Origin of the sequence: Mycobacterium sp. E3305 (assembly GCF_001666785.1) — a bacterium.
GTDB lineage: Bacteria > Actinomycetota > Actinomycetes > Mycobacteriales > Mycobacteriaceae > Mycobacterium.
In genome coordinates, this window is sequence record NZ_LZJA01000186.1 from 18649 (window position 1) to 40109 (window position 21461).

General features: G+C 68.4%; 21 protein-coding genes. 2 read left to right on the forward strand and 19 right to left on the reverse strand.

The annotated features are described in order from the left end of the window. Nucleotides 1-10 precede the first annotated feature (10 nt). The 13 genes from A5701_RS17115 to fadD5 form a co-directional block, all read right to left on the reverse strand. Nucleotides 11-733, reverse strand: coding sequence for a mammalian cell entry protein (locus A5701_RS17115; RefSeq protein WP_067756102.1), 723 nt, complete (start codon nt 731-733; stop codon nt 11-13). After that, nucleotides 700-1254 carry a mammalian cell entry protein gene (locus A5701_RS17120; RefSeq protein ID WP_067756105.1) on the reverse strand — a complete coding sequence of 185 codons (555 nt, stop codon included), beginning with the start codon at nt 1252-1254 and terminating at the stop codon, nt 700-702. The genes A5701_RS17115 and A5701_RS17120 overlap by 34 nt, the downstream gene beginning before the upstream one ends. Beyond that, the gene (locus A5701_RS17125) at nt 1251-2222 is read right to left on the reverse strand and encodes an RDD family protein (RefSeq protein ID WP_067756109.1); all 972 of its coding nucleotides are present in this window, start codon (nt 2220-2222) and stop codon (nt 1251-1253) included. The genes A5701_RS17120 and A5701_RS17125 overlap by 4 nt, the downstream gene beginning before the upstream one ends. After that, a complete protein-coding gene (locus tag A5701_RS17130; protein ID WP_067756112.1) occupies nt 2219-3043 on the reverse strand; it encodes an Mce protein in 825 nt (274 codons plus the stop codon). The genes A5701_RS17125 and A5701_RS17130 overlap by 4 nt, the downstream gene beginning before the upstream one ends. After that, nucleotides 3013-4563 (reverse strand): virulence factor Mce family protein, encoded by a 1551-nt coding sequence (locus A5701_RS17135; RefSeq protein WP_067756115.1) that lies wholly within the window; start codon nt 4561-4563, stop codon nt 3013-3015. Before A5701_RS17135 ends, A5701_RS17130 begins: the two co-directional genes overlap by 31 nt. Continuing rightward, on the reverse strand, nt 4557-5663 hold the full coding sequence (locus A5701_RS17140) for a virulence factor Mce family protein (RefSeq protein WP_231972843.1): 1107 nt from the start codon (nt 5661-5663) through the stop codon (nt 4557-4559). The genes A5701_RS17135 and A5701_RS17140 overlap by 7 nt, the downstream gene beginning before the upstream one ends. Before the next feature lie 62 nt (nt 5664-5725). After that, nucleotides 5726-7339, reverse strand: a complete 1614-nt coding sequence (locus A5701_RS17145) for a virulence factor Mce family protein (protein ID WP_067756121.1) — start codon at nt 7337-7339, stop codon at nt 5726-5728. Beyond that, complete coding sequence (locus A5701_RS17150) at nt 7336-8928, reverse strand: virulence factor Mce family protein (RefSeq protein WP_067756124.1); 1593 nt, start codon at nt 8926-8928, stop codon at nt 7336-7338. The genes A5701_RS17145 and A5701_RS17150 overlap by 4 nt, the downstream gene beginning before the upstream one ends. Then, nucleotides 8925-9965 (reverse strand): virulence factor Mce family protein, encoded by a 1041-nt coding sequence (locus A5701_RS17155; RefSeq protein WP_067756127.1) that lies wholly within the window; start codon nt 9963-9965, stop codon nt 8925-8927. The genes A5701_RS17150 and A5701_RS17155 overlap by 4 nt, the downstream gene beginning before the upstream one ends. Beyond that, complete coding sequence (locus tag A5701_RS17160) at nt 9962-11263, reverse strand: MCE family protein (protein ID WP_067756129.1); 1302 nt, start codon at nt 11261-11263, stop codon at nt 9962-9964. The genes A5701_RS17155 and A5701_RS17160 overlap by 4 nt, the downstream gene beginning before the upstream one ends. Before the next feature lie 2 nt (nt 11264-11265). After that, nucleotides 11266-12135 carry an ABC transporter permease gene (locus A5701_RS17165; protein ID WP_067756132.1) on the reverse strand — a complete coding sequence of 290 codons (870 nt, stop codon included), beginning with the start codon at nt 12133-12135 and terminating at the stop codon, nt 11266-11268. Nucleotide 12136: 1 nt separating this feature from the next. Next, nucleotides 12137-12952, reverse strand: coding sequence for an ABC transporter permease (locus A5701_RS17170; RefSeq protein WP_067270001.1), 816 nt, complete (start codon nt 12950-12952; stop codon nt 12137-12139). Nucleotides 12953-13257: 305 nt separating this feature from the next. Continuing rightward, nucleotides 13258-14898, reverse strand: coding sequence for a fatty-acid--CoA ligase FadD5 (gene fadD5 / locus A5701_RS17175; protein ID WP_067756135.1), 1641 nt, complete (start codon nt 14896-14898; stop codon nt 13258-13260). Nucleotides 14899-15060: 162 nt separating this feature from the next. Here fadD5 and A5701_RS17180 point away from each other — a divergent pair, with 162 nt between their 5' ends. Continuing rightward, nucleotides 15061-15753, forward strand: a complete 693-nt coding sequence (locus A5701_RS17180; RefSeq protein ID WP_082950169.1) for a GntR family transcriptional regulator — start codon at nt 15061-15063, stop codon at nt 15751-15753. Between the two features lie 315 nt (nt 15754-16068). On the opposite strand, the gene A5701_RS17185 is transcribed toward A5701_RS17180, so the two are convergent. After that, nucleotides 16069-16515: an SRPBCC family protein gene (locus tag A5701_RS17185; RefSeq protein ID WP_067756138.1), complete on the reverse strand. Its 447-nt coding sequence runs from the start codon at nt 16513-16515 to the stop codon at nt 16069-16071. Nucleotides 16516-16609: 94 nt separating this feature from the next. After that, a complete protein-coding gene (locus A5701_RS17190) occupies nt 16610-17101 on the reverse strand; it encodes a thioesterase family protein (RefSeq protein ID WP_067756141.1) in 492 nt (163 codons plus the stop codon). A gap of 14 nt (nt 17102-17115) precedes the next feature. On the opposite strand from A5701_RS17190, the gene A5701_RS17195 reads away from it, so the two are divergent. Beyond that, the gene (locus tag A5701_RS17195) at nt 17116-18225 is read left to right on the forward strand and encodes an alcohol dehydrogenase catalytic domain-containing protein (protein WP_067756164.1); all 1110 of its coding nucleotides are present in this window, start codon (nt 17116-17118) and stop codon (nt 18223-18225) included. Nucleotides 18226-18328: 103 nt separating this feature from the next. Here the strand turns inward: A5701_RS17195 and A5701_RS17200 are convergent, their stop codons facing one another. The 4 genes from A5701_RS17200 to A5701_RS17215 all read right to left on the reverse strand — a co-directional run. Next, on the reverse strand, nt 18329-19522 hold the full coding sequence (locus A5701_RS17200; protein ID WP_067756144.1) for an enolase C-terminal domain-like protein: 1194 nt from the start codon (nt 19520-19522) through the stop codon (nt 18329-18331). A gap of 30 nt (nt 19523-19552) precedes the next feature. Next, the gene (locus tag A5701_RS17205; protein ID WP_067756146.1) at nt 19553-20509 is read right to left on the reverse strand and encodes an alpha/beta hydrolase; all 957 of its coding nucleotides are present in this window, start codon (nt 20507-20509) and stop codon (nt 19553-19555) included. Further along, nucleotides 20506-21234, reverse strand: coding sequence for an SDR family NAD(P)-dependent oxidoreductase (locus A5701_RS17210; RefSeq protein WP_067756149.1), 729 nt, complete (start codon nt 21232-21234; stop codon nt 20506-20508). Before A5701_RS17210 ends, A5701_RS17205 begins: the two co-directional genes overlap by 4 nt. Next, a partial coding sequence (locus A5701_RS17215; protein ID WP_197499121.1) for a nuclear transport factor 2 family protein occupies nt 21231-21461 on the reverse strand: 231 nt, incomplete at its 5' end. The genes A5701_RS17215 and A5701_RS17210, both read right to left, overlap by 4 nt.

Here is a 21461-nt window from a genome sequence, read left to right on the forward strand (position 1 = left end):
GCAGACTGCGCTAGACGTGCGGCGTCAAATCCAGCGACGTGATGGTCGTCATCCTGGTCACCAGCCAGCGGCTCTGCGCGCGCTTGAGGAACAGCCGGTAGGACAAGTACTTCAGCGACGGCACGTTCTTGGTCAACGGGCTGGTGGACGTGGTGTTGGTGTAGACGATGACGACGGCGTTGGCGTCGTCGATCGATTCCACCGCCGCCCCGGTGACGTCGGTGTGGTTGGTGATTTTTGCCTGCTTGTTGGGCGCCACGATGGCGTCGACGAACTTGCGGTACTGCGCCTCGAAATCACCGCTGAGGTAGCCCGACGCGCGGTCGGCGAGGGTGTCCATGTTCTCCGGCGTGTAGGTCCACAGCGTGGTGATCGCGTTGGCCGCGGTCCGCGCCACCTTCAGTTTCGTTGCGGCGGCCGCCCGGTCGCTCAGGTACGGCTGTACGGTCGCGCCGGCGAACGCCGCGGAACCGACGAACAGTGCGGCGGCCACCGCGACAGTGACGGCCAGCCGCTTGCCGGCCAGCAATTTGCGCCGCTTGCGAGCGGGGGGTTGGTCCTCGGCTGCCTCGGCGGCCTCGGTGTCACCCTCGGCTGCCTCGGATTCCTCTGCGGCGGAGGCCGTTTCGTCGGCGCTGCCGGACTCTTCCCGCTCTTCGGTCGCCGCCTCGTCCGAAGTGGCGGCGTTACCGTCGGCGGTCAGATCACCTGCTGCAGGTTGCTGATCTTCCACTGCTTTCCTTCCTGCGTGGCGGTCGCCGTCCACCGATTGGCGTTTTCCCAAACTTGTTTACCGTCGGGCGATTTGGCGCTCACGGCGGTGGCCACGATCGTGGTGACACTGCCGTCGTCGTTCCACCGCTCCACCCCCGCGTCCAGGACGGTCCCGGTGGCAGGTTCGGCGCGGGCCACCTGTAGCAAGATCTCGTTCGCCTTGTCGCGGTATTCCTTGGCGAAGTCGCCGGTCGCCTGCGCCAGCACCCGCGTTATGTAGTCGTTGGCGTGGAACGGATCGATGGAGGTGAACTGCGTCATGAACCCGGTGACGTAGCTGAGGACCTCGCGATTCTTCGACGCGGCGCGCTCCCGGGACTGATGATCGACGAGCATCAGGCTGCACACCGTGATCGCGGCCGCCATGAAGACCGCGGCGACGGCGCCGGCCAGCGGCAGGCCCCACGGCCGCCCCGGCGGCACCGGATGCGGGACCAGCAGCGGCCCCTCACCGGGCTGGAACTTGCGGCGCGGGCTCATTTTCCGGCTCCCGGCGGTTTGGGCTTGGTCAGCACCATGAGGTCGTCGACGAGCCAACGGCCGTCGCCGCCCTTGACGAAAGTCACCCGGACGGTGGCGGAGATGTAGCGCTCGTCGGGCGCCGCGCCGCGGCGCCCCTGCATGAACATCAGCATCGTCGCCCGATCGGGCGACGCCGACTGGATCGCGTGATCGGTCACCCAGTACTCGTTGATGACCGGGTTGCCCTTCTGCACCATGTCCTGCTGGGCGGCGAGCTGGGTCCGGTACTTGTCGGTGGCCAGGGACAGGGCGCGGGCGAAGTCGTCGTGCAGCGATTTCGGGTCGTAGGTCAGCATCTGCGCGACGATCTTCGGTCCCTGCGTGTCCAGCTGCGCCCGCGTCCGGTCGGTGGCCCGGTCCGGGGCGAACACCGCCGCGTAGCTCAGCGCCGCACCGGCGATGCACAGCCCCGCCGCGGCCGCCACCAGGACCGTCGTCCACCGCCGCGCGTTGAACGCCGGCTCCGCCGTTTCGTGACGGCGCACTTCGGTGCGCGCCAGCATGTCGGCGAAGGTGCGGCGGCCCGAATCCCACAGCGGCCAAAGCCATCCCACCATCGAGACGGTGTCGAGCAGGTGCGCCAGGTCGCGCAGCAGCAGGCCCCACGGCCCGATCGGCTCACCGTCGCGCCGCACCACCGTGATGCCGAACAGCGCCCGCCCGAGGCTCCAGCCGACGACTGTCGGGAGCAGCAGCCGGTTCACCAGCACCAGCAGGATGACCACTCCGATGACCGCGATGCACAGCCACCACCACACGCCGCCGGGCGGAACGGTGAACCAGGTGACCGCCATCGTGGCCACCACCGCGGCACCCGGCAAGACGTCGACCGCGAGCGCGCCGGCGCGAATGTGCCAGGGCGCCAGGGCGGTCCGCGGAGACTGCTGGACGGCCGTGGCCGGTGGTTTGTCGACCACCACCGTCACTTCGTCACCTGGTCGAGCTTGGCTATCTTGTACTGGCCTTCGCTCTGAGCCATTTTCACCCGCAGCCGGTAGCCGGTCTCGTTCTGCGTCTGGTCGTTCGCGACCTTGACGCGGACCGCGACGAGCACCTCCACCGAGCCGTCGGGGTTGTTGCGCTCGACGGCCGCTCGCATGTCGGACACCTGGACGTGGACGTTGGCGGCCTGGTACGCCTGGACAAGCATGCTGGTGTAAAGCAGGGCCTGCGAGCGGAAAGCGTCAGTGCCGCAGTCGATGATCTTCTGCTCACTCGCCGCCATCGCGTTGGTGTCGGGGGCCTGGGTCGCCGACACGCAGTCGACGGCGGCCTTGAGCGCCGCGGCGTCGTTGCGGGCTATCGCCTGGCTTTCATGGTGGTAGCGCAACGCGACGTAACCGCCCACACCGACCGCCGCGGCGCACATCACGAGCACCGCCGCGATGCCGGCCAACCAGCCGCGACCCATCCGCGACGGCCGACGCTCGACGGCGTCGCCGAGCTCGGCACCGGGCTCCGACGGCTCGTCGGCCGCGGTCTGGGGAGCGGCCTGTTCGGTCGCGTCCTCGGGTCCCGCCGGTTCCCCCGCGGCCACCTCGGTTTCCGCCGGCTCCTCGACGGTCACGTCGGGCGCAGGCGGTTCGATGACACCGTCGGGCGCTGCGGAATCCTCGGGTGTCGCGCCGGAATCGATCGGATCGACGGCGGCCGCCGGGTCCTGGTTCTTAGGACGCCGTCCGCGCAGACGACGAAACTTCGGCATCGGTGGGGGGTTCAGCCGGCTGGTGCCAGCATCTCCTTCCATCCGTCGTCTCCTGTTCTGGCCGAGTTCTCGACGGAGTATTTAACTCCATCTGGCCCCACCAGTTCACCGCTTTGGGGACTGTAGGTCGCCACCGGAGGCCCGCTGGGCGTGTAGACACACGGGTTGGGCTGCTGGCCGTTGCACTGCACGGTACCCGACCCCGGCCGGGACAAGGGGTCGCTGGTCGGCGGGGGCGTCCCGGACACCCGGTCCGACGGGGCCGGGTTCAGGCCGGTGTCGATCGACGGCGCCGGGATCACCTGCCCGGGCTTCACGGGCTGGTCGCAGCGTGCCGCCGGCGCGGGGCAGGTCACGATTTGGTTGGGATCGCCGTACCAGGGGTTGGTACCCGCGGGCACGTACGGCTTGGGGTCGCGGCACTCCCGGGGCGTGGCCGCCCGCTTGCCCTCGACGTCCGTGCACGGGATGTTGCGCGACCCGCGCACGCTGTTGGCCGGGGTGTCCATCGGGATCTTGCAGTACGTGCCCGACGGCAGCGGCTGCATGCTGGTGTCGGCCGGGGACCGCCACTCCGACGCCGGGATGAAGCCGGTCAGGCAGGGCGGCGGCTGGTTGATCGATAAGGCCAGGTCCAGCGCCGCCATGTTCGGGAACGGCGCGGCCACCGTCTGGGCGATCGACGCGCCCTGAGGCAGGAACACCAGGACCTGCTCGACGCCGGTGTGGTAGCGCTTGAGCAGGTCGAACACCACCTCCAGATTCGCCAGTGTCTGCGGCAGCGACTCGCGGACGTCGTTGAACACGTCGTTGACCTGATCGGCCGTCGGCGCCGCCTGACGCAGGATGCTCTTGACGTGCGAGTCCTCCTGGGCGGACTGCGCGCCCAGCCGGTTCAGGTTGCGCGCCCAGCGTTCGATGGCATCGCCCGACTTGACCTGGCTGTCGAGCACCGGGCCCGAATTCTGGATGATGTCGTTGACGTCGGTGATGTTCGTCTTGAAATCACCGACGATCGCCTGCGTGGAGTCCACCAACCGCTGCAGGGCGGGACCCAGGCCGCCGACGGATTGCGCCGTCTCGTCCAGTAATTGGCCGATCTTGTCCTTGGGCAGCACGGCCAGCCCACGGTTGGCCGTGTCCAGCGCCGGGCCGATCTCCGCGGGCACCGTGCCCTTGGTGATCGTCTGACCCTCGGACAGGAACTTGCCCGGATTCCCGGTCGATTCCAGGTCCAGGTACTGCTCACCGACGGCCGACACCGAGTGGACGTTGGCGGTCGCGTCGATCGGGATCTTGTAGCGGCTGTCGATGCTCATCGTCGCTTCGGCGCCGCGCTCGGTCGGTTCGACGTCGGTGACCTTGCCGATCGTGATGCCTCGATACGTCACGTTCGCCGTCGGGTACAGACCGCCCGACGCCGGCAGTTCGGCCTTCAGCGTGTACCGACCGATGCCGGCCAGGCTCGGGAGCTGCAGGTAGTACACCCCGAGCACGAGGATCGAGATGACCGTCAGGATTCCGAATGCGATCAGCTGGCGTCTGATGAAAGGAGTCAGCAATTCCTGTCCCCCCTTTCCACCAGCGGCCCGCCGGGCGCGTCATTCGGGTTCGGCGTGTAGCGCACGTCCGGGATCATCGTCTCGGGGTCACGCCCGAACGACTGCTCGAGCGCGCGCAGCGCGCCGGACAACCCGGTACCGGTGAGGAACGCGTTGTCGACCGAGCTGTAGGTCACGTCGAGCGTCAGCGAGATATTGATGTAGTCACCCCGGAAGATCTTCGGCACGGTGTCGATGTCGAACGGCTGGGTCAGGATCAGCTTCAGCGCGCCGATCAGATAGGGCGAGGCGCGCCCCAGCTCCTTCAACGGGCATTGCAGCGCCTGCAGGTCGGTGTGCAGCGGCCCGCGGGCTTCCGACAGGTACTGGTCAGCGGCCTGGCTCAGCCGGCCCACCGCGTCGACGGCGTTGATCAGCAGGTTCTTGGTGTCGGCGAAATGCTTGATCAGTGGCGGGATGTCGGTGAGCACCCGGTCGAGGACGTCCGCCCGCGCGCCGACATAGGTCAGCAGCCGGTTGGTCGAGTCGATCGCGTGGGTGATGTCATCGCGCTGCTGGTTGAGCTGGCTGGTGAAGGTGTCCAGCTTGCCCAGGAAGGACCGGATCGCGTCGCCCCGCCCGTTGAAGATGTTGTAGACCTCGTTCTGCAGCACCTCGAGGTTGGGGATGCCGCCACCGCGCAGGATCAGCGACAGGCTGGCCAGCGTCTGCTCGGTGGTGGGATACGCCGAGGAGTTCTTCAGCGGAATGGTGTCGCCGTCCTTCAGCAATTCCTGCGACGGGTTGGGCGGCGCGGCCAGCTCGACGTGCTGGGAACCCAGCAGTGAGGTCTGGCCGATCTTGGCGATCGCGTTCTTGGGCAGCTTGGTGTTCTTGTCGACACCCAGCGTCAAAGTGGCGATCCAGTTCTTCAGCTGAATCTTCTTGATCGACCCGACGAAGACGTCGGCGACCATCACCTTGCTGTTGCCGTTGATCGCCAGCGTGTCCGGCACCTGCACATAGATCGTCATGGCGCCCGAGCCGCTGCCGGGACCACCGGGGATCGCGACATTGGAGATGCCGCGCCAGCCGCACGAACTCAGCACCAGCGCGGCCATCAGCAGGACCAGGGCCTGCCAGGACCCGCGGCGAATCGGCGGGATCAGCCTTCGCAATACGCTCACTGGCCACCCCCGATGTCAGCCGGCACCGCCGGCCCGCCGGCGTTGGGCGCCGGCGCCGCGACCGGCGCCGGTGTCGGGGCCACCGGACCCGGGGCCACGCCCGGCCCGGGTGGCGGCGGCTGGATGGGTACCGGCGCGTTCAGTCCGATTGGCGGCACGATCGGGTTCTCGTCGTACGCGTTCGGCGGTCCCGGCGGCGTCTGCAGGTTCGACTGGACGGGCGCGATGTTGGGGCCTCCCATGAGCTCGGACAGCGAGTCCGGGGTCATCAGACCGGCCGTGATGGGTCCGACCTGCTGGCCCTGCATCCCCGGCGCGACGATCCAGCCGGGCTGGGTGTTGCGGTGCGACGTCGGGGTGTCGGGAACCCAGATGCCGGGCACGGTGGTGTCCTTATAGCCGTTCGGCGGGTGCAGCCGATCCTCCGAATAGGCCACCTGCTTGGGCAAGGTCTCGGCCGTGCTGAACAGGTTCGCGCCGAACGGCAGGTAGTTGAACTTGATGGCGTCGAGGATGGGGGCCAGGTACTGCGCGCACAGCTCCGCGGACTCCTGGTATCCGAGCCGGCTGCCCGCCTGGATCGAGCTGCAGATGAACTGCATCGGGTTGGCGAAGTTGGTGATCGCCGGGATGGCGACCACCGACCCGTGCGACGGGTGATAGATCTGGTTGATGTTCGCCGCGGCCGTCGGGAGGACGTGCAGCGCGGTCTCCAGTCCGTTCAGCGGGTCCGGCTGCAGGATCGTGTTCGTCACCGTGGCCAGGTTGTTGATGTCGTAGGTCAACACCTCGCGGTTCTTGTCCAAGAACGGCCGCACGGTCGACAGCAGACCGTCGAACTGCTCGATCGCGTTCGCCAGGTCGTTGTCGTTGTGGGCGAGCCGGGTGGTGAAGTCCGCCAGGTTCTGGTTCAGCGCGACGAACTGCTGGTCGTCCTTGTGCAGCGCGTTGACGAACAGCGCCAGGCTCTTCACCACCGCGAAGAAGTCGCCGCGGCCTTCGTTCAGCGCGTTGAGCGCCGACGACAGGTTGCTCAGCGTCGTGTTGATCTCTTTGCCCTTGCCGGCCAGGCCGTTGGCGTAGGACTCGATGACCTCACCGAACGGGCCGGTCGGCTGCTCGGGGGTGGGGCCCAGCTTGGAGATGATGTTGGTGATGCTGTTGCGCAGCTGGTCCCACTCCACCGGGACCTGCGTGCGCTCCTCGGGGATCACCGCATTGTCGGCCAGCACCGGGCCGCCCTTGTATGGCGGCTCCAGCTGGATGGCCCGCGACGCCACCAGCGTCGGGTTCAGGATCACCGCGTTGGCGTTGGCGGGAACCCGGTACTTGTTCTCGTAGTGGAAGGTGACCTTCATCTTGTCGCCGGCCGGCTCGATCTTGTCGATCGCGCCCACCCGCAACCCCATGATCTGGACCTTGTCGCCCGGGTAGAGCGCGTTGGCCGCCGGGAAATAGGCCACCACGGTGTTGTTGGTCAGCTTCTCGAAGAGCCGCCAGCCGACGAACCCGACGACCAGGGCCAGCACGATCACCAGCGAGCCGATGATCACGGTCGCCCGGGTCAGCTTCGGTAGCCGGATGTTTCGGATGTCAAAGGCGGTGCTCAATTCTGGCTACCTCCCCCGGCAGCGCCGCTGCCGCCCGTTCCGCCCGGGTTGATGAAGGGCGCCGGCAGCTGGTTCCCCGGCCCCGGTGGGGCCGCGGGTCCCGGCGGGAAGCCCGGCGCGAACGTCGACGGCGGCGGCGTCGGCCCGGCCGGCGCCAGGTTCTCGGTGCGCGCGCCCGGCGGCGCCTGCGCCGGCAGCGGCACGGGCGTGCCGGGAACGTCCGGCGGCGGGTCGCCCGGCCGCCCGGCGATCGGGATGCCCGGCGTCGGGGGCAGGCCGCCCGGGTTCGGCGGGGAGGTCATCACGTCGACCGGCGCCGGGAAGCCCGGGCCGCCGAACGGTCCGATGCCCCCGCCGGCGCACGGCAGCGGGTTCCACGGCCGCGGCAGACCCTCGTCGCCGACGGTCACGTTGCCACCCGGGTTGGCCGGGGTGTAGGAGCAGGGCGACCCGGGAGGAACGGCCGGCCCCGGGTGCTCCGGAGTGCCTTCCAGCACCGGGGGTGCCGGCGGCGGTGCGCCGTTGGGCAACCGGGTGCCGTTCGGGTCGGGCCACCGGAATTCGGGCAGCCCGGCGCTGCGCCAGAAGTTCTCCGGGTCGATGCCGCGCTTCTTGAAGGCGGCATCCACCCACGGCTGGATGATCTGGTACAGCGCGAGGTTGTGCAGGACCACCTTGAAGAACGGTCCCGACGCGATGGCCTCGTTCAGGGACGGCAGGAACTTGCCGACCTCGGTGAGCCCCGCGGCGACGTCGTCCTTGCGTTCCTTCAAGATGTCGCTCACCGTGCGCAACTGTTCGAGCACGTGGTTGAGGTTCGGGTTGTCGTTGATGAAGCCCTTGACCTGTTCGGAGAAGGCGGCGACGTTCGCCAGCAACGCGTTGATGGCCTGGCCGCGCTCGTTGAAGGCCACCAGCAGGTTCTTCGCGTTCACCAGCAGGCGGTCGACCTGGTCGCTGCGGTCACCGAGGACGCTGGCCACCTGGTTGGCCTGGGCGAGCAGATGCTTGACCTGTTCGTCGCGCTTGCCGATGGTGTCGGAGAACTTGGCCACGCCGTCCAGCGCGGCGCTCAGGTGCGGGTAGGTCTGGTCGATGGTCTGCGACAGGACGTGCAGCGATTCCTTGACCGTGTCGATGTTCCAGCCCTGGGCGGCCTTGGTGACATCGAAGAACGCGTCGTAGATCTGGTAGGGCGTGGTGCTTTGACCGATGGGTAGCGAGTCGCCGGGCCTCAGTTTCTGATTGCCCCGGGCCTCGACGTCCAGGATCTTCTTCCCGAGGATGGTGTCGGTCTTGATCGCCAGCCGGCTCTCGGTGCCGATGGTTGCGGTGCCCATATTGAACTTGACCAGGATGTGGTCGCCGTCGATGCTGATGGCCTCGACCTTGCCGACGTCCACGCCGGCGATGCGCACCTTGTCGCCGACGCCGATGCCGCCGGTGTCGGTGAACTGGCCGTAGTAGTGCGGTTTGGCCATCAGCATCGGCACGCTGGTGAAGCTTTGACCGACGCCGATGACGAGCAGCGTCACGATGATGCCCATCAGGCCGATGCGAACCCGGTTGGGTGGTTCCAGTGTCCTCATTGCGGGGTGCACCTACCCGTCGGCTGCTGGAAGAGCCGGACCGTGCGGACCGGGCCACCGGCCTGCAACCCGTTGATCTTGAGGGTGATGTCGCAGGCGTAGAAGTTCACGAAGTCGCCGTAGGAGCCGATGGCGCGCCCGATCATGTTCAACGCGGTGGGCACCTTCTTCAGGTAGTCGTTGAGCCCATCGCGCTGGTCGATGAGCGGCTGCTGGATCGCATCCAGGTAGTTGAGGGTGTTGTGCAGCAGCCCGCGGTCCTCGGCGAGCAGATCGGCGACCGTCCCGGCGGCGTTGCTGATGTGCGCGGTCCCGCCCGCCAGCTGGTCGCCGTGGTCCTTCAGCCCCGTGATGAGCACCTCGAGGTTGTTGACCGTCTGGTCGAACTGCTGGCGGTGGCGGACCGTGGTGTCCAGGACGATGTTCAGGTTCTTGATGACCTCGCCGATCGCCTGGTCACGTTCACCGAGCTGGTTGGTCAGCTGCGCGGTCTGGTCGAGGATGTCGTTGATGGTGCCGCCCTGGCCCTGGAACACGGTGATCAGCGCCGTCGCGATGGTGTTCACCTTCTGCGGGTCCAGCGCACGGAACAGCGGCTTGAAACCGCCGATCAGAGCATCGAGGTCCAGCGCGGGCGAGGTCCGCGACATCGGGATGAAGCCGCCCGGCGGCAGCACCTTCTCGGCGCCCTCGCCCTCGCCGCGCTTGAGCTCCAGGTAGCGGTTGCCGATGAGGTCGAGGTAGCGGATCTGCGCGGTCGTCGACTGGTACAGCGGCACCGAGCGGTCGACGTTGAATTTCACCCGCGCCCGCTTGCCGCCGTCGGCCAGCTCGACCGTGTCGACCTTGCCGATCTCCACGCCCGAGGCGCGGACGAACTGGCCCGCCCGCAGCCCGCTGACGTTGGTGAATTCGGCCGAGTACGAGTTCGTGCTGTCGAACCGCATCTGGCCGAATACGACGATGATCATCACAGTGAAGATCAGCAGCACCAACGAGAAGATGCTGAGCCTGACGATTGTTCCGGTGATTTTCATGGGTTGATCGTGTTGTCCCCTACTTGGCGGCCCCAGACGTACTCGATGGCGTACGGCGAGCCGGTGTCGAGGTGGTTGTACGGCGCGATGCTGTTGCCGCTGTCCATCACCAATTCAGGTGCCGGCCACAGGTCGTGGGTGATCTGCTGCCAGCAACCGGGGGCGCCCCCCGGCCCGCCGCGCGCGTTCACCCGCGGCAGGTTCTCCGGGTAGGTGTACGGGTTCGGCGCGCCGCCGATGAGCCCTGCGAGCCCGCCGACCAGGCTGGCGAGGGTCGCCACCGCCGACACGGGGTTGGCCAGCAGCCCCAGCCCGGACAGGGCCTCGGTGTGGGCGCTCAGCGAGTAGCCGTTGCCGCCCAGGAACGACGAGGCCTTCGGCTCGATGTCGTGGTAGTTGCGCAGCGTGCAGAAGATCTCCGGGCTGTAGGTGTCCAGCAGCTGGGCCGAGGGCACCAGGTCCTCGGCGCCGCGCGCCAGGTAGGGGCCGCCCCGGTTGAAGATGTCGGCGCCCGTGTTGCCGAACCCGGCCGCGGACAACAGGGCCTGGTCCAGATCCTTCTGCTGCGCGTTGATCGTGCGCGAGGTGATGACCGCGTTGTTGAGGAAGTCGATTAGGTCGGGCGCGGCGTTGGCGTAGGTGTCCCCGAGCGCCGCCAACCCCTGAATGTCGCGGCGGGCCTGGGGCATCTGCGGGTTGACGTCATCGAGGATCGCGTTCGCGTTGACCACCGATTGCCCGAACCGGTCGCCCAGCCCGGTCAGCGCCTGGGCCGCGGCGCTCAGCGTCAGGTTCAGCTTGACCGGATCCACCTTCTCCGCGATCGAGGTGACGGTCTGGAACAGCGTGTTGATCTCCGTCGTCACCGACCGCGCGTCGATCACGGTGTGCGGGTTGAGCTTCTGCGACGACGGGTTCTTCGGCGTCGTCAGCGACACGTACTTGCCGCCGAACACAGTGGTCGCCTTGATGTCGGCGTTCACGTTGGCCGGGATCAGCGAGAGGTACCGGGGGTAGACGTCCAGGGTGAACTTCGCGGCCGGCTTGCCGTCCCGCACGGTCTCGGAGATGTTGGCCACCCGGCCGATCTCCACCCCGTTGTAGGTGACCTTCGAGCCGGGATCCATCACCAGCCCGGCCCGCGACGCCAGCATGGTCAGCTTGGTCTTGGGTGTGAAGTCGCCGCGGAACTGCCCGTAGACCAGAACCAGCGCCACGAGGGCGATGATCAGCGAGGCGATGCCCGCCAGCTTGTACGGCGGGTTGCGGGGTTTGTTGACCTTCACCGGTGACGTCATGGCTACACCGTGAGCGCGAAGTTGGGGTTGACGCCGTAGAGCGCCAACGCGGCTGCCAGAACCACGACCTGGACCGACACCAGCGAGAAACGCATCGATCGGCCGACGGCCTCTCCGACGCCGACGGGTCCGCCGCCGGCGTTGTATCCGTAGAAGCAGTGGGTGATCATCACGACCGCCGTGATGATGATGGCCTCGAGGAACGACCAGAACACGTCGTCGGGACGCAGGAATGTCCGGAAGTAGTGCTCGTAGGTTCCGTTGGATTGCCCGTACAGCACCGTGGTGGTGATCTGGGGGGACAGGAACGACATGATCATCGCCAGCGAGTAGAGCGGAATGATGACGACCAGCCCGGCCATGATCCGGGTGGTCGCCAGGAACGAGATCGACTTGATGCCCATGACTTCCAGGGCGTCGATCTCTTCGCTGATGCGCATGGCCCCCAGCTCGGCGGTCGCGCCGGCGCCGACGGTGGCGGCCATCGCGATGCCGGTGACGACGGGGGCGGCGATGCGGACGTTGATCAGCGCGGCGAAGAAGCCGGTGAACGCCTCGACGCCGATGTTGCCCAGCGAGGCGAAGCCCTGAATGGCGACCAGGGAGCTACCGGACAGGGTCACGAAGCCGACGATGGCCACGGTGCCGCCGATGACGGCCATGGCGCCGGTGCCCATGCCGATCTGGGCGATCAGCCGCAGCGTCTCCTTGCGGTAGTTGCGCAGCGCGTGCGGGATGTGGCCGAGGGCCACCGCCCCGAACCACGCCATCTGGCCGACGTCGTCGAGCCCGCGGGCCGCGGCGCCGCCGTAGCGGTTGAGGTTTTCGGCCGCCCGCGGGAAGCGGGCGCGCAATACGGCAGAGGTCGACATGTCAGTGGCCCGTTCCGAATCGCACGCCGATGGTCGTCAGCACCACGTTGACCGCGTACAGCGCGACGACGCAGAGCACGACGGTCTCGTTGACGGCGGTGCCCAGTCCCTTCGAGCCGCCCCGCACGGTCAGGCCGCGATAGCAGCCGACCAGCCCGGCGATCAGGCCGAACGTGGCGGCTTTCACGGTCGCGATGACGACCTCCGGCAGGCCCGTGATCGTGGTCAGGGTGGCGAGGTAGGCGCCGCCCGAGACGTTTTGCAGGTAGACGCCGAACAGGTAGCCGCCGACCAGGCCGACGGTGATCACCAGGCCGTTGAGCAGCGTGGCCACCAGCGTCGCGGCGATCACCCGCGGGACCACCAGCCGGTGGATCGGGTCGATGCCGAGCACCTCCATGGCGTCGATCTCCTCGCGGATGGTGCGGGCGCCGAGGTCGGCGCAGATGGCCGTCGACCCGGCGCCGGCCACCACCAGCACCGTGGTGAGCGGACCGAGCTGGGTGACGGCGCCGATCGCCGCGCCGGCTCCGGACAGGTCCGCGGCCCCGAACTGGGCCAGCAGGACGTTGAGCGTGAAGATCAGCAGGACTGTCAGCGGGATCGACACCATGATGGTCGGCAGGAAAGCCACCCGCATGATGAACCAGCACTGCAGGACGAATTCGCGCCATTGGAACGGCCAGCGGAACAACGCCCTGCCGGTGAGGACGCACATCCGGAAGAATCCCCCGATGAGCGTCAGCGGGGTCTGCAGTTGGTCGCGTACATAGCCGACCAAGTAGGGGCCCCGTCGACTCGCCGACGTTGAAGTCACCGCTGCCCCCTCCAGCTGATACCGCCCGCCTCTCGGCGCGGCGGCGGATCGTGTCGCACGCCTCTCCCCCTCACGGCTCCGCGGCTGAGGGCACCCCCACCCCTCGCCGTCCCCCGCAAGCGGGAGGTACGCCCAACGCGGCCGGGGAGGCCCCCGTTTCGCCCCGACCCAACGTGTGTGACCATCGGCTCCCTACTGACAAGTAGTAACGGAGACCACAGGAATGTACCCGATGGCCATGCACGTGTGAACTGCATCTGCACAATTAACCCTTCGTCAACAGCGGGCAAACGTTACAGGTTTCGTCAGCTTTCCTCCCTGCCCGTAAATTCTCTTGCACCGGAACGGTTTTCATCGATATTTGCGGTTCCGTAACGGATCCGTAGCTCAGTCTTGAGCACCTTACCGGCGGGGTTGCGCGGCAACGCGTCCACGATCTCGAGGGCCTTGGGATGCTTGTAACGTGCCAGCCGCTCGGCCAGGAACTCCTGGAGCTCGTCGAGCAGCAGCTGGTCGCCCGCGACGGCCGCGACCGCGATCGGCACCTCGCCCCACTTCTCATGGGTGCGGCCGATGACCGCGACCTCGACGATGCTCGGATGGCTGGCCAGGACGTTCTCCACCTCGGCGCAGTAGATGTTCTCACCGCCGGAGATGATCATGTCCTTCTTGCGATCCACCACCCAGACGTAACCCTCCTCGTCCACCCGGACGAGGTCGCCGGAGTGGAACCACCCACCGGCGAAGGCCTCCGCGGTGGCCTCCGGGTTGTTCCAGTAGCCACTCATCAAAGTTGGTGCGCGATAGACGATTTCGCCGACCTCGCCGATCGGCACGTCGTTCATGTTCTCGTCGACGACGCGTGCGGCCACGGTCGGGATCACCTTGCCGACCGAGCCGCGTTTACGTATCGCGTCCTCGCCCAGCAGCATGCAGGTGACCGGCGACATCTCGGTCTGACCGAACGCGGCCAGGATCTGGGTGCCGGGGAACGTCGCCGACATCTCGCGCAGCAGCGCGTCGGGCGCCGGCGCGGCTCCCCAGGACATCACCCGCAGCCTCAGGTCGCGGGGCCGTGCCTGTTGCTCGGCGCAGACGGCCTGCCATTGCGCGGGCACCAGGAAGAGGCCGGTGACCTTCTCTTCGGCCAGCACGTCGAGCAGTTGCCCAGGCTCGAACGCGCCGAGCGGGTAGATCACCGTCGGGGTGCCCAGCAGCAGCCCGGTCAGCATGTTGCCGATGCCCGCGATGTGGAAGAACGGGACGCCGACGAAACCGACGTCGCTGTTGATGTCGGCGCCGTTGGTGTACAGGCCGGTCATCGTCTGCCCGGTCAGGTTCGTGTGGGTCAGCACGGCGCCCTTCGGGCGGCCCGTGGTGCCTGAGGTGTACATGATCAGTGCCGGCGAATCGTTCGGGATGTCGACGGGCTCATGCGCAGCCCCGTGCTCGTTGATCAGGTCTTCGTAGCCGAGGACGCTGTCGTCGCCCGCACCGCCGGCCACGATGATCGTGCCTACCAGCGGCTCGACGTCGCGCACCCCCGCGGCCACCGGGGCGAGCACCGATTCGGTGATCATCACCCGCGCTTCGCAGTCCTGGACCAGGAAGGCGATCTCGGCGGGAGTGAGCCGGAAGTTGAGCGGCACGGCGATGGCGCCGAGCATGTTGACCGCCAGCACCGACTCGACGAATTCGGTGCGGTTGAGCATCAACACCATGACCCGGTCGCCGAAGCCGACTCCCCGACGGCTCAACGCATCGGCCAGCGCCGCCACCCGCTGCCGCAGGTCCCCCCACGTCACGGTCCTGCCCAGGAACCGCAGCGCCGGGGCGCCCGGTTGCATCAGGGCGTGCCGTTCGAGCTGGGTCACCCAATTCTGCCGCCGGGACAGGTACGGCTGCTCCGTCCCCTGCGCCAGATGGCTCGCTAATTGCGCGGTCAACTCCGGCCTTTCCCTTCACTCGCGCACCGCTTGCGCCAGGTTGATATTTGATAAAACATGGTGTTGTCTGGGTCACATTATGGCCTGAAAGCCCTGCTGACAAGCCCCGACAATAGTTTCAAACCAACCTCCGTTAAGCCCCCGAAAGCCCTGGCAGCCCCCGTGAACGCACCGATATCCACGCGACTGAGGCGCCGACGACCACTGCGCCGGGCACAGTTGTCCGACGAGGTCGCGGGTCACCTCCGGGCCGCGATCATGTCCGGTGCGCTGCGGCCGGGGACGTTCATCCGCCTCGATGAGACCGCGGCCGAGCTCGGCGTCAGCGTGACGCCCGTGCGCGAAGCGCTGCTGAAACTGCGCGGCGAGGGCATGGTGCAGCTGGAACCGCACCGCGGCCACGTCGTGCTTCCGCTGACCCGCCAGGACGTCGAGGACATCTTCTGGCTCCAGGCCACCATCGCCAAGGAGCTGGCCGCCGCGGCCACCGACCACATCAGCGACGCCGAGATCGACGAGCTCGAACGCATCAACGAGGCGCTCGCCGCGGCCGTCGGGTCCAGCGACGCCGAGACCATCGCGGGCATCGAGTTCGCATTCCATCGGGTCTTCAATCAGGCGAGCGGGCGGATCAAGCTGGCGTGGTTCCTGCTCAACGCCGCGCGGTACATGCCGGTGCTGGTGTACGCGGCCGATCAGCAATGGGGCACCGCCGCCGTCGACAACCACCGGCAGCTGATCGCCGCGCTGCGCCGGCGCGACGCCGCCGCGGTGATCGAGCACACCGTGTGGCAGTTCACCGACGCGGCGGCCAGGCTCACGGAAATCCGGGACCGCACGGGCATCTTCGACTAGCGGCGGTCGCAAGCGCGGCGAAGCCGGGCGCCGCGGGCCGGCGCGATAGATCCACCGCGGTCGCAAGCGCGGCGAAGCCGGGCGCCGCGGGCCGGCGCGATAGATCCACGGCGGTCGCAAGCGCGGCGAAGCCGGGCGCCGCGGGCCGGCGCGATAGATCCACCGCGGTCGCAAGCGCGGCGAAGCCGGGCGCCGCGGGCCGGCGCGATAGATCCACGGCGGTCGCAAGCGCGGCGAAGCCGGGCGCCGCGGGCCGGCGCGATAGATCCACCGCGGTCGCAAGCGCGGCGAAGCCGGGCGATGGGTCTATCGCCTTCAGGACGAGCCCGCGGCCAGCTGTTCGGCGCGCCGCTTCAGGCTTTCGGCGAGGTGGTCTAAGACGTTGCCGACGAGCTGCTTGACCATCGGCGCGGGAACCGGCATCGAGGTCTCGACGTCCAAGTCCACGGTCAGCAGGCTCGATGTGCCCATCTCCACCACGCTGAACAGCTGCTCCTGCTTGGTGAAGAGGTCGCCCTGCTGCAGGACGGTCTGAATCTGGTTCTCCGCCGGGTAGTAGACGGCCTGGATGAACACGCTCTGCATGCCTTGGTAGTCGGTGTCGAGCCGCAGCTGGCTGGGGCGCCCGTCGTCGTAGCGGGCGAGCACCCAGAGGCCCTTGATCTCCTCGTTCCACTGCGGGTAAGCCTCGAAGTCCGCGACGATCGCCATGATCGAGGCGGCGTCGGCGCTGACCTCGACGGTCTTGCTCATAACTGGCATTGGCGAAGCATAGCCGGGTGGGCGACGCGTCCCGGCGGTGCGGCCCGGGCGGCGATTTCTCGCGAAAGCCCCGGCGCCGCGGGCAATCTCGGGCCTATCGGTCCACGCGCGCCGTCGACAGCAGCGACCGGACGGGGTCGGGGATTTCGATCGGCTTGCGGCTGGTGCGATCGACGTAGACGTGCACCCAATGGCCCAGCGCGGTGATCGGCTGAGCCTGCCCGTCCAGCGCGGCCCGGAACACGCCGAGCCGGTAGGTGACGCTGCTGCGGCCCAGCCGGGTCACCGCCAGCCCCACCATGAGGCCCTCGGGGAAATGCAACTCGGAGAAGTACCGGCAGGCCGACTCGGCCACGATGCCGAGTGCGGGCGTGGTGAGCGGGTCCAGCCCGGTGCTGGTGTTGATCCAGGCGTTGATGGCGGTGTCGAACAACTGGTAATACACGGCGTTGTTCAGGTGGCCGAACATGTCGTTGTCGGCCCACCGCGTTCCGACCGGCCACAGCACCGGGAAGTCGTCGCTGGAGAGCCCATCCGGTGCCGGCGGCACCGCCGGAGCCGGCGGGACCGGGGGTTCCGAAGCCATGGTTGTATTCCAGCATGGTTCAGATTCGGGGGGCCGTGCTGGACCGGATCGGTCTGGCCCGCCCGTACGCCGAGTCCCGGCCGATCCGCGTCGTCGATCTCGACCTGGATCCGCCCGGCAGCGGTGAGGTGATGATCCGCGTCGAGGCGGCCGGCGTCTGCCATTCCGACCTGTCCGTGGTCGACGGCAACCGGGTGCGGCCGGTGCCCATGCTGCTCGGGCACGAGGCGGCCGGAATTGTCGAGCAGATCGGTGACGGAGTCTCGGATCTCGCGATCGGTCAGCGGGTGGTGCTGGTGTTCCTGCCGCGGTGCGGCCATTGCGCGGCCTGCGCGACCGGGGGCCTGACCCCGTGCGAGCCGGGCAGCGCGGCCAACGCCGCCGGGACGTTGCTGGGCGGTGACATCCGGCTCAACCAGGCCGGCCACCGCGTGTACCACCACCTCGGGGTGTCGGGCTTCGCGACGCACGCGGTGGTCAACCGGGCCAGCGTGGTGCCGGTGCCACCCGACGTGCCGCCCGAGGTCGCCGCCCTGCTGGGCTGCGCGGTGCTGACGGGCGGGGGCGCCGTGCTCAACGTCGGCGATCCACAGCCGGGGCAGACGGTCGCCGTCGTCGGCCTGGGCGGTGTCGGCATGGCGGCGGTGCTCACCGCGCTCAGCTACGACGGCGTGCGCGTGGTCGCCGTCGACCAACTGCCCGACAAGCTGGCCGGCGCGCGGGCGCGGGGCGCGCACGAGGCGTACACCCCCCAGCAGGCCGTCGACGCGGGCGTGAAAGCCGCGGTGGTCGTCGAGGCCGCCGGCCATCCCGCCGCCCTCGAGACGGCGATTGCCCTCACCGCTCAGGGCGGCCGGACGATCACCGTCGGGCTGCCGCCACCGGATGCACGAATCTCGCTGTCGCCGTTGGGTTTTGTTGCCGAAGGACGGTCGCTGATCGGCAGCTACCTGGGCTCGGCGGTGCCCAGTCGTGACATCCCCCGGTTCGTCGCGCTGTGGCAGTCGGGCCGGCTCCCGGTGGAGGCGCTGGTGTCCTCGTCGATCCGGTTGGATCAGATCAACGAGGCGATGGACAACCTCGCCGACGGCGCCGCCGTCCGGCAGCTCATCAGGTTCGACTAGCCGCTACCGCCCGCCATTTCCACCGGCGAGCGTGCGTGTCTGTGCGACGACACGCCGTTGACGGCGGCATTCTGCGCACGCTCACGCGCGACGGCGCCAGCCGCTACCGCGGGTGCAGGGGCGCGACGGGTTCCACCGCCGCTTCCGGCAGGCGGTGTTCTTCGATGTATTCCCAACGGATTTGGTAGCCCAGTCCGGGCGCCGACGGTATCTCGACGAAGCCGTCCGGTGCGAGGGGGTCGCACGGCGCCGTCAGGTACGGCGGCGCGGCGTCGTAGCGAGCCCCGGGCCCGAGCAGGCCGCGCTCGTAGTACTGGCAGACGTCGTCGCTGGTGGCGCCGAGGACCTGCAGGTTGCCGAAGCCGCTCATGTGCAACTCGCACCGCATGCCGACGGCCTCGCACATCCCGGCCAGTTTCATCACGCCGGTGATGCCGCCGCGCAGGACGTCGATGCGGCTGATGTCGGAGGCATGGCGCAGGATCCAGTCCGCGCGGGTGTAGATGCCGCCCTCGGCGATCTCGGGAGAGCAGATCGGGATGTCGAGTTCGTCGCCGAGCCGCCGGTAGGACTCGACCCGGTACTCCGGCATTGGGTGCTCGTACCAGTAGAAGCCCAGCCGCTCCAGCTCGCGCCCGACCCGCAGCGCGTCCTCGTAGGTGTGGTAGGTCCCCCAGGGGTCGAACATCAGTACCATCTCGTCGCCCACGGCGGCCCGAACCTCGCGACACACCCGAATGTCCCAGTCCACATACGACGGCCGTGGGAGCGCGAACTGACCTGTCGCCGGATTCCAGTAGTGGTAGGGGTGAATCTTGTAGGCGCCGTAGCCCTGGCGCTTGCAGTCGACGGCGTGTGCGGCGTATTCCTCGGGCGATCCGAGATTGTTGAAACTGCTGGCATACGCCCTGACCCGGTCCCGTGCGCCGCCCAGCAGTTTGCGCACCGGCAGGCCGGCGGCTCGGCCGGCCAGATCCCACAGTGCCAGATCGATTACGCTGCACACGTTTTCGGGAAGTTTCGCCGCCCACAGTTGGCGCCAGATCTCGGCCCGGTCGAACGGGTCCTGACCGGCGAGCAGCGGGCTCAGGAATTGGGTGATGATCGCCCGGTCCCCCGGCAGCAGGCCGTCCTGGTCCCCGTGGAAGTGGCCGCCGAAGTAGTAGCCCTCGATGCCCTCGTCGGTGATCACCTTGGTCACGGTCTGCACCACGCGGTAGTCGGTCATCAGCTGGCCGAACGAGATTCGGTCGACCCATGTCTCGAACGGCACGACCTCGAGGCCGGTGATCTTCATGGCAGCACATTCTGCCGACGGTCCGGGCGCTCAGAGTAGAGGCGAAGGTCCCGCACCGGTCTCGTGCAAGGCGCTGCCGAGGGCGTGCTCCTGAAGCGCGAACAGGCGCGCGGACGTCGGCGAATCGGGCAGCAGCGAGTCGAATCCGTGGCAGGTGCGGGCGAAGACGTGTAGTTCGGCCGACACCCCGGCCCGGAGCAGGCGCAGCGCATAGTCGACGGCCTCGTCGCGGAAGGGATCGATTTCCGCGCAGGTGATCAGCGCCGGGGGCAGGTCATCGAGCCGGGTCCGCCGCGCGGGCACGGCCGATTCCGGCACGGTCGTTGCGCCCAGGTAGTGGCCCCACATCAGGTCGGCGGCCTCACCGTCGAACGCCGGGCTGGCACGAAACTCCTTCTTGGACGGGGTGACTCGATCGTCCAGCACGGGCTGGTGCAGCAACTGGAAGACGACCGGCGGCACTGAGCCGTCGGCCGCCGCTTGTGCCAGGCACGCCGCCAGGGTGGCGCCGGCGCTGCTGCCGGCGACGGCGATCCGGGTGGGATCCAAACCGAGTTTGCCGGCGTCGGTCACGACCCACCTCAGCACGGCACCCGCGTCGGCGAGCGCGGCCGGGTAGGGGTGCTCGGGCGCCAGCCGGTAGTCGACCGACACCACCGTGCAGCGGCCGCGGCGGGCCAGTTCGACGCATTGGCGATGGTCGGTGTCCAGGTTTCCCAGCGCGAACCCGCCCGCGTGGCAGTAGACCACCACGGGTGCCGGTGAGGACCCACCGCGATAGATCCGCACCCGCACAGGGGGGTCGGCCGGCACCGTCTCTTCGCCGACCTGGACACCGCGCGCGTCGGTTTGTTCGGCGGCCGCGCGGCGGCGCTCGTTGAACGGGTCGCGGGTGAGTTCGATTGAGCGGAAGGAAAAGTCCGTGCGGGTGATCGCGAGGGCCCGCAGTTCGGGGTGAAGCCGGTCGACGCCGTCCGGTGCCGTCATCGGATCTGCACGCATTGGCCGCCGTCGACGACCAGTTCAGCGCCGGTGATGAACGACGCGTGCCCGGAGACCAGGAACGCGACCGCGTCGGCGACCTCGTGCGGTTCACCGATGCGCCCGAAGGCCGACGACGCGGCCAGTCGCAGCTGCGTGGCGTCATCGAGCATCGGGGTCGCGATCGGTCCGGGGAACACGGCGTTGACCCGGATGCCGAGGGGGGCCAGTTCGGCGGCGGCGTTCTGCGTCAGCCCGCGCAGCGCCCACTTCGCCGAGCCGTAGGCGGCGTGGTGGGGGAAGGGCCGGATGGCGCCGGTGCTGCAGATGTTGACGACGGCCGCACCACTCGCCGCCCGCAGGTGCTCCAGCGTCACGTGAATGCCCAGGAATGCACCGAAACAGTTGATCCGCCAAGAGCTTTCGAAGGCATCGGCGGTCTCGTCGGCCAGCGATGCGCGGTGCAGCGCCCCGGCGTTGTTGACCAGCGTGGACAGCGCGCCGAAGTGATCGATCACGGCACCCACGGCGGACCGCCATCGCGGCTCCGAGGTCACGTCGAGTTCGATCGCGATCACCCCGTCGTCGCCCAATTCGTGCACCAGGCCGCGCAACTCGTCGGCGCGGCGGTCGCACGCGGCCACCGAATAGCCCTCCGCGCGTAGCCGTTTGGCGATGGCCCAACCCTGGCCGCCGGCCGCGCCGGTCACCAGGGCGACGCGTTCGTTCATGACGGCGTGACCTCGGGGGTGTCGGACAGGCCACGGCCCGTGACGAACTGGCACCGCCGCCGCCGGAACCGCCACCGTCCGTCGGCGCGGACCAGTTCATCGTCGTACAGCGCCGGCCGCAGGTGCAGGTCGCCCGCCCGCACGAACAGGACCTGCGACCGGGCGCTGGCGGTATCGTCGTCGACGTCGACCCGGGAGACCCCCGTCAGGTGCAATCCGCGCGGGGC